Source organism: Clostridium sp. C105KSO13 (assembly GCF_001517425.1).
Lineage (GTDB): Bacteria > Bacillota > Clostridia > Lachnospirales > Lachnospiraceae > Muricomes.
Map to the genome: position 1 here is coordinate 69,693 of NZ_FBWL01000156.1, position 7,029 is coordinate 76,721.

6 protein-coding genes are annotated in these 7,029 nt (G+C 45.0%); all 6 read left to right on the forward strand.

Annotated features, from left to right (window positions below):
- Positions 1–5: 5 nt before the first annotated feature.
- The 6 genes from purF to BN3456_RS05360 all read left to right on the forward strand — a co-directional run bounded on the left by purF (position 6) and on the right by BN3456_RS05360 (position 6,924).
- Positions 6–1,442 (forward strand): amidophosphoribosyltransferase, encoded by a 1,437-nt coding sequence (gene purF, locus BN3456_RS05335; RefSeq protein ID WP_089983102.1) that lies wholly within the window; start codon positions 6–8, stop codon positions 1,440–1,442.
- A 106-nt stretch (positions 1,443–1,548) separates the two neighbouring features.
- A complete protein-coding gene (purB, locus tag BN3456_RS05340) occupies positions 1,549–2,982 on the forward strand; it encodes an adenylosuccinate lyase (protein ID WP_089983103.1) in 1,434 nt (477 codons plus the stop codon).
- Positions 2,983–3,032: 50 nt separating this feature from the next.
- Positions 3,033–3,584: a LemA family protein gene (locus tag BN3456_RS05345; protein WP_089983104.1), complete on the forward strand. Its 552-nt coding sequence runs from the start codon at positions 3,033–3,035 to the stop codon at positions 3,582–3,584.
- An 18-nt stretch (positions 3,585–3,602) separates the two neighbouring features.
- Positions 3,603–5,570 carry a DUF2207 domain-containing protein gene (locus BN3456_RS05350; RefSeq protein WP_242862809.1) on the forward strand — a complete coding sequence of 656 codons (1,968 nt, stop codon included), beginning with the start codon at positions 3,603–3,605 and terminating at the stop codon, positions 5,568–5,570.
- Between the two features lie 143 nt (positions 5,571–5,713).
- Complete coding sequence (locus BN3456_RS05355; RefSeq protein ID WP_089983105.1) at positions 5,714–6,487, forward strand: threonine/serine exporter family protein; 774 nt, start codon at positions 5,714–5,716, stop codon at positions 6,485–6,487.
- Entirely contained in the window at positions 6,484–6,924 is a 441-nt protein-coding gene (locus tag BN3456_RS05360) for a threonine/serine exporter family protein (protein WP_089983106.1), read from the forward strand. The genes BN3456_RS05355 and BN3456_RS05360 overlap by 4 nt, the downstream gene beginning before the upstream one ends.
- Positions 6,925–7,029 lie beyond the last annotated feature (105 nt).

The following is a 7,029-nucleotide window of genomic DNA, read 5'->3' on the forward strand; positions in this document are numbered from 1 at the left end:
TATTCATGAGCAGATTGGGGAAGCTTAGTACAGGCATGGGTGAAGAGTGTGGGGTTTTCGGCGCATATGACCTTAATGGCGGCGACGTGGCATCATTTATGTATTACGGACTTTTTGCCCTGCAGCACAGAGGGCAGGAAAGCTGCGGCATTGCGGTGGCGGATACATATGGACAATGCAGAGTTTTATCAAAAAAAGGCCTGGGACATGTAGACGATGTATTCGATGAAACATCTCTGGAGAAACTAAAGGGTAACCTGGGAGTCGGACATGTGCGGTACTCTACAGCAGGAGCAAGCCGGGTTGAAAACGCACAGCCTCTTGTCATTAACTATATAAAAGGGACACTTGCCATCGCCCACAACGGCAATCTTGTCAATGCGGCCAGGCTCAGGCGGGAATTGGAATATACAGGAGCTATTTTCCAGACGACTGTTGACTCGGAGGTCATTGCCTATCACATTGCAAGGGAGCGGCTGCATGCAGCAACAGTAGAGGACGCTGTGAAAAATGCCATGAAGAAGATTGAAGGAGCCTATGCTCTTGTTATAAGCAGCCCCCGTAAGATGATTGGTGTAAGGGATCCTCTTGGAATAAAACCCTTATGTATCGGAAAGAAGGAGAACACTTACTTACTAGCATCTGAGAGCTGTGCAGTAACCGCGGCAGGCGGTGAATTGGTGCGGGATGTACTGCCGGGCGAGATTGTAAGCTTTACAAAAGACGGGATAGAGTCTGATCTGAGCATGGCAGTTCCCAGTACTTTTCAGGCAAGATGCATTTTTGAATATATTTATTTTGCCCGCATGGACAGTGCCATTGATGGAGTGAATGTCTACCATGCCAGAATTAAAGCCGGAAAAGCTCTGGCAGAATCTTATCCAGTAGAGGCAGACCTTGTAGTCGGTGTGCCGGACTCGGGACTTGTGGCTGCCAAGGGATATTCCGAACAGTCCAAAATCCCTTACGGAATGGCTTTCCATAAAAACAGCTATGTGGGAAGAACATTTATAAAACCGAAACAAAGTGAAAGAGAGTCCAGTGTAAAGATTAAACTGAATGTAATTCCCGAAGTGGTAAAAGGAAAACGGATTGTTATGGTGGATGATTCCATGGTAAGGGGAACAACCTGTGCGAACATTATCAAGATGCTGAAAAGGGAAGGCGCCACGGAGGTACATGTGAGGATAAGCTCACCGCCGTTTCTTTACCCATGTTATTTTGGAACAGATGTGCCCTCGAATGAGCAGCTGATTGCACACTCCCATACACCGAAGGAAATATGTGAGATGATAGGTGCTGACTCACTGGGCTATATGGAAGTGGAAAAACTAAAAGATATGGTGGGGGACTTAAGCTTTTGTGATGCATGTTTCACGGGGAAATATCCTATGACTGTCCCCAACAAAGACATCAGCCATGAATTTGAGCAGGGCACTTAGTGAGGTCCTTTCGAGGTTAGTGCGAGTCACATCCCGACACTTGACGAGGTTCTATTAAGTCTAGTGACGGGATGTTACATTGATAAAGAACAGGAGATTAAATTATATGAGTACAGATCGTTACAGCAGCCCTCTTTCTGAGCGCTATGCAAGCCGGGAGATGAAGTATATTTTTTCACAGGATAAGAAGTTCAGGACATGGAGAAGGCTTTGGATTGCTCTGGCGGAGACGGAGAAAGAACTGGGTCTGCATATTACAGATGAGCAGATTGAAGAAATGAAGGCTCATGCAGATGACATCAATTATGATGTGGCCAGAGAAAGAGAAAGAGTGGTGCGCCACGATGTGATGTCCCATGTATATGCCTATGGGGTGCAGTGTCCGAAGGCGAAAGGGATTATTCATCTGGGAGCAACTTCCTGCTATGTGGGGGATAATACAGACATTATTATTATGTCGGAAGCATTGAAACTGGTAAGAACCAAACTAGTAAATGTAATTGCCGAGCTGGCTAAATTTGCAGATGAATACAAAGCGCTGCCAACCTTAGGATTTACACATTTTCAGCCTGCGCAGCCGACTACGGTAGGCAAAAGGGCTACTCTTTGGATGCAGGAATTTGAGATGGATTTAGAAGACCTGGAATACGTTCTTGGCAGTTTAAAGCTTTTGGGGTCCAAAGGAACTACAGGAACTCAGGCAAGCTTTCTGGAACTTTTTGATGGAGACCAGGAAACGATTGACAGAATAGATCCTATGATAGCGGAAAAAATGAAATTTAAGGCATGCTATCCGGTGTCTGGGCAGACGTATTCCAGAAAAGTGGATACAAGAGTGATAAATATACTGGCAGGAATCGCGTCCAGTGCTCATAAATTTTCCAATGATATCCGTCTGCTCCAACATTTAAAGGAGGTGGAGGAACCTTTTGAAAAATCTCAGATCGGCTCTTCTGCCATGGCGTACAAAAGAAATCCCATGAGAAGCGAGAGAATTGCCTCTCTGTCCCGCTATGTACTGGTAGACGCGCTGAATCCGGCAATTACAGCTTCTGTACAGTGGTTCGAGAGAACTCTGGATGATTCTGCAAACAAACGGTTGAGTATTCCGGAAGGCTTCCTGGCGGTGGATGGTATACTGGATCTGTGCCTGAATGTGGTGGATGGGCTTGTGGTATATCCAAAGGTAATCGAAAAGCATTTGATGTCCGAACTGCCTTTTATGGCCACAGAAAACATTATGATGGATGCTGTAAAAGCGGGAGGAGACAGACAGGAGCTGCATGAGCGAATACGTGAATTGTCCATGGAGGCAGGAAGAAATGTAAAAGAAAAAGGTCTGGACAACAATCTTCTGGAACTGATTGCTCAGGACGATGCATTTAATCTCAGCTCGGAGGATTTGGAGAAAACAATGGATCCGGCGAAATATGTGGGCCGCGCTCAGGAGCAGGTGGAAGTTTATCTGAAAAACGTGATCTGTCCGTTATTGGAGAAGAATAAAAAAGAAATTGGCGTAAAAGCAGAAATTAATGTATAGTCTTAATAGCAGGACATAAAATCTATTTGATAGAAAAGGAGATTAAAGATATGGCAATTTGGATTATACTTGCAGTGATTGTTATCGTTGTTATCTGGCTGGCAGGTTCCTACAACGGGTTCATCAAGTTGAGAAACAAGACGGAAGAAGCATTTTCGGCTATGGACGTATCGTTGAAGAAGAGATACGATTTAATCCCTAACTATGTAGAGACGGTAAAGGGATATGCAAAACATGAGTCGGCAACTCTTGAGAAGGTGGTTGCCGCACGCAATGCGGCGATGAATGCATCTACCGCAGAGGAAAGAATTGCAAATGACAATATTTTAAGCGGCACTTTAAAATCTCTTTTTGCACTTTCCGAGAGCTACCCGGATTTGAAGGCAAATCAAAACTTTCTCCAGTTACAGGACCAGCTGCAGCGTATTGAAGAGGAGATCGCAGGTTCCAGAAGGTATTACAATGGTGTAGTTAACCGGTTTAACACAAAGGCTGAAATGTTCCCGGGGAATATTGTTGCCGGCATTTTCGGTTTCAAGAGAAGACCGCTGTATGAAGTAACGGAGACGCAGGAGAGAGAGAATGTGAAGGTGAGTTTTTAAAAAGAGGAGGATATTGGTATGAATAAGTCCAACATGGGTCTTATCAAGTGGCTTTTTCCAGTTCTTCTCTATGTATTTTTGGTGTTTTGGTTTTCAGGAATCTCTTTTGATTCAAAAGCGGGGATCGAAAGAGATTCGAATATGCACACCCGGTATTTTAGCACAGATGTTGTAGTAAGAGATGACCAGTCCTATGAGATCACGGAGAATATCGGCGTGGATTTTTATACGGGCAGACAGGGAATTTACCGTCACATCCCCTATAAAGGAACTGTAGCCGAGTATAATCAAAAAGCCGAAATAGTGCAGGTGCCATATTATGCCAAATTCACGAAGACAGAAGCAAATGAACCTCTCGATGTCAGCAAAGAAAATGGCAGCTGGGTGGGTCGCCTGGGCACCGAAGGTGAGTATAAAATGGGCGGTGAATATCGGCTTGCTTATACGATTACTCCGCAATTTCAAAGGAAAGACTATAATAATGCCTACTATAATGTGTTTCCAAACCAGTGGCAGGATGATATTCCGGCAGGCAGTCGTTTCAAAGTGACGTTTCCGAAAGAATTTGATCACAGCAAGCTGAAGTTTTATTATGGAGAGCAGGGGAAAAAGCGTAATGCGGCAGAAATCCTGAAACTTTCCTGGAGCAATAATACAGTAATCGGTATTTTACAGCAGGATCTTCCCATGGGGAATGGCGTGACATTCTATGTGCCGATGGAAAAAGGTTATTTTACAGGGACTCATCATCTGAATCTCCTGCCATGGCTGTTGATTCCGAGTGTTTTGCTATTTGCGCTGATTGCTTTTCTATATAGGAGATTCGGCAGAGATGAGCGAATTATTCCTTCTGTACAATATCAGCCCCCGGAGGACCTGGACAGTGCTGCTGTGGGGTATATTATTGACGATGAAGCTGACAGCAAAGACATCATTTCTCTGATTATATATTGGGCAGACAAAGGGTATCTGCGTATAGAGGAGCAAAAGAGCCATAATCTTGTGCTTTATAAACTAAAAGACCTTCCGGAGGAGACACCGGGACACCAGATGACTGTATTTAAGAAACTATTTGGACGCAAAGATGAATGCAAAGTCAATAGTCTGAAGTACAATTTCGAAGGGACGATGGACATTGCGAAAAAGCAGGTTAGCAATTTTGTTAAAAAGCGCGGTGGAACATATACGAAGGTATCCTGTACTGCCCGGCGGGTGTCATTGGTATTTTGCACGCTGCCTTTTGGCTGGTTTATGCTGGCTATGGGGTACTATTCAGCTATTGATACAGTTCAGATTGTGATGCAGATTGCGTTATGGATAATTCTTTTAGCCGGGGCCATTATGTTCTGCAATGGAATTGACCGGTGGTATGGTAAATCTTCAAAGTCCAGAAGAATATCGGCAGGAATCGGCATAGGCATGTGCTTTCTTTCAGTCTTGACGTATGTGGTAATCTATACTTCGCGTGCTTATAGAGGTGAAGTGTTTCAATATAGCCAGGTGTTGATAATTATAGCCGTCATGACTGGAATAATGATTGCCGTCACAGGTTTTATGAAAAAACGTACACCGAAATGTGTGGAATGGATGGGAAGACTGGTCGGATTAAGGGAGTTTATTGAGACAGCCGAGCTGGAACGGATGAATGAACTGGCAAAAACAAATCCGGAGTGGTTTTACCATATTATTCCTTATGCTTATGTCTTTGGGCTTTCTGAGGTATTTTCCGAAAAATTGAAAGATCTTTCACTGCCGGCCCCGGAGTGGTATGTACCATATCATCACTATACATTCTTTGATTACTATGTGTTCCACAGTTTAATGGTGAACAGTTTTGATAAGGCAGCCAACACATTGACGGTGCCAAAATTAAGCACCTCGGGTTCTTCTGGGGGCGGCGGCTTTTCCGGCGGAAGCTTCGGCGGAGGCGGAGGCGGCGGCTTTTCCGGCGGAGGTTTCGGCGGAGGCGGAGGCGGAAGCTGGTAGTCTGCTGCTGCGCAGATGCACTACAATAAAAAGGATGCAGAGGAATGTTGCGGATTATGGCAGCATTCCTTTTTAAAATTAGAACAGTCAACCAGTGTTGAAACAGGTGTGCTGAAAATACATGGCGAAGGTGGGATAAGAATATGGATTACAAGCTTGTGATGAATATGGCTGTTATGGCGGGTGAGCTGATGCTGCGGAGCGGGGCAGAGACTTATAGGGTAGAAGACACTATGTACCACATCCTGCGCACGGCTGGGACGCAGACTGTTGAGGCTAGTGTGATGATGACGGGAATCGTAGCTACCATCAGCAATCCGGATATGGAGCCGATTACAATGATTAAGAGAGTGCAGGAACGAGGGACAAACCTGAATAGGATTATGCAGGTAAATGAGATATCCAGAAATTTTTGTACAGGAAAGCTGTCTCTGGAAGCTGCATTCGAAGAAATGAAAGCCATTAGCGGAAAGCAGTACCGTGTCTGGGTGTATAATCTTGCTACAGTGGTGGTTCCTGCAGGCTTCTCTCCTTTATACGGGGGAGGAGGTGCGGAGATACTTGCCTCAGCAGCAGTGGGGGCAATCCTGGCACTGGTGATAACGGGAGGAAAAAAGCTGCAGATTAACGGATTTATACTGGACGCCTTATCGTCTCTTGTGGTGGCTGCAGCAGCAATGCTCCTAAAAGGGCTCTTTCCTTTTCTGAACAATGACACAGTCATTATAAGTGCAATTATGCCCCTGGTGCCGGGGGTCGCAATAACAAATGCTGTACGGGATACTCTTCAGGGCGATTATATTTCCGGCAGTGCAAGGATTTTGGAGGCATTTTTTAAAGCCGTGGCCATAGCTCTCGGGGCAGGTGCCGGAATGGCCTTTATAAATTACTTTTTTACAGGAGGTGGTCTGCTGTGAAATTATTGTTTGGTGTAGTGGGTTGTTTTGCAGCTGTTGTAGCATTTGCGGTACTTTTGGAGACTCCAAAGAAGTATCTGCCCCATGCCGGGGCCGCAGGAGCAATAGGGGGATTCGCATACCTGCTGGGACTGCAGAACGATTTAAGTACAGTTCTTGCAGCTTTTTTGTCTGCTCTCGCAATTGCATTAACTTCCCATACGTTTGCCAGGATATTTAAGGCACCGGTGACAATATTCTTAATTGCGGGAATTTTGCCTACAGTGCCGGGAGCGGGGATGTACCGGACTGTATATTACTTTATTACAAATGACCGGGCCAGGAGCAGCTACTATCTGGTACAGACACTGGAAATTGCAGGAATGATTGCACTTGCTATTTTTATTATGGACACGTTGTTTAGAGTACGTATAAAGAATAAATTAGGAAAGTTCTAAGTCAGGGGCTCAAAATCAGGAGCCTGATTAGAACTTCAAGCCCCTGATTTAGTACTTTCCTTTTGAACCAAGTCCCGCATGCGGACGGCTTATGTAGTTTTGATT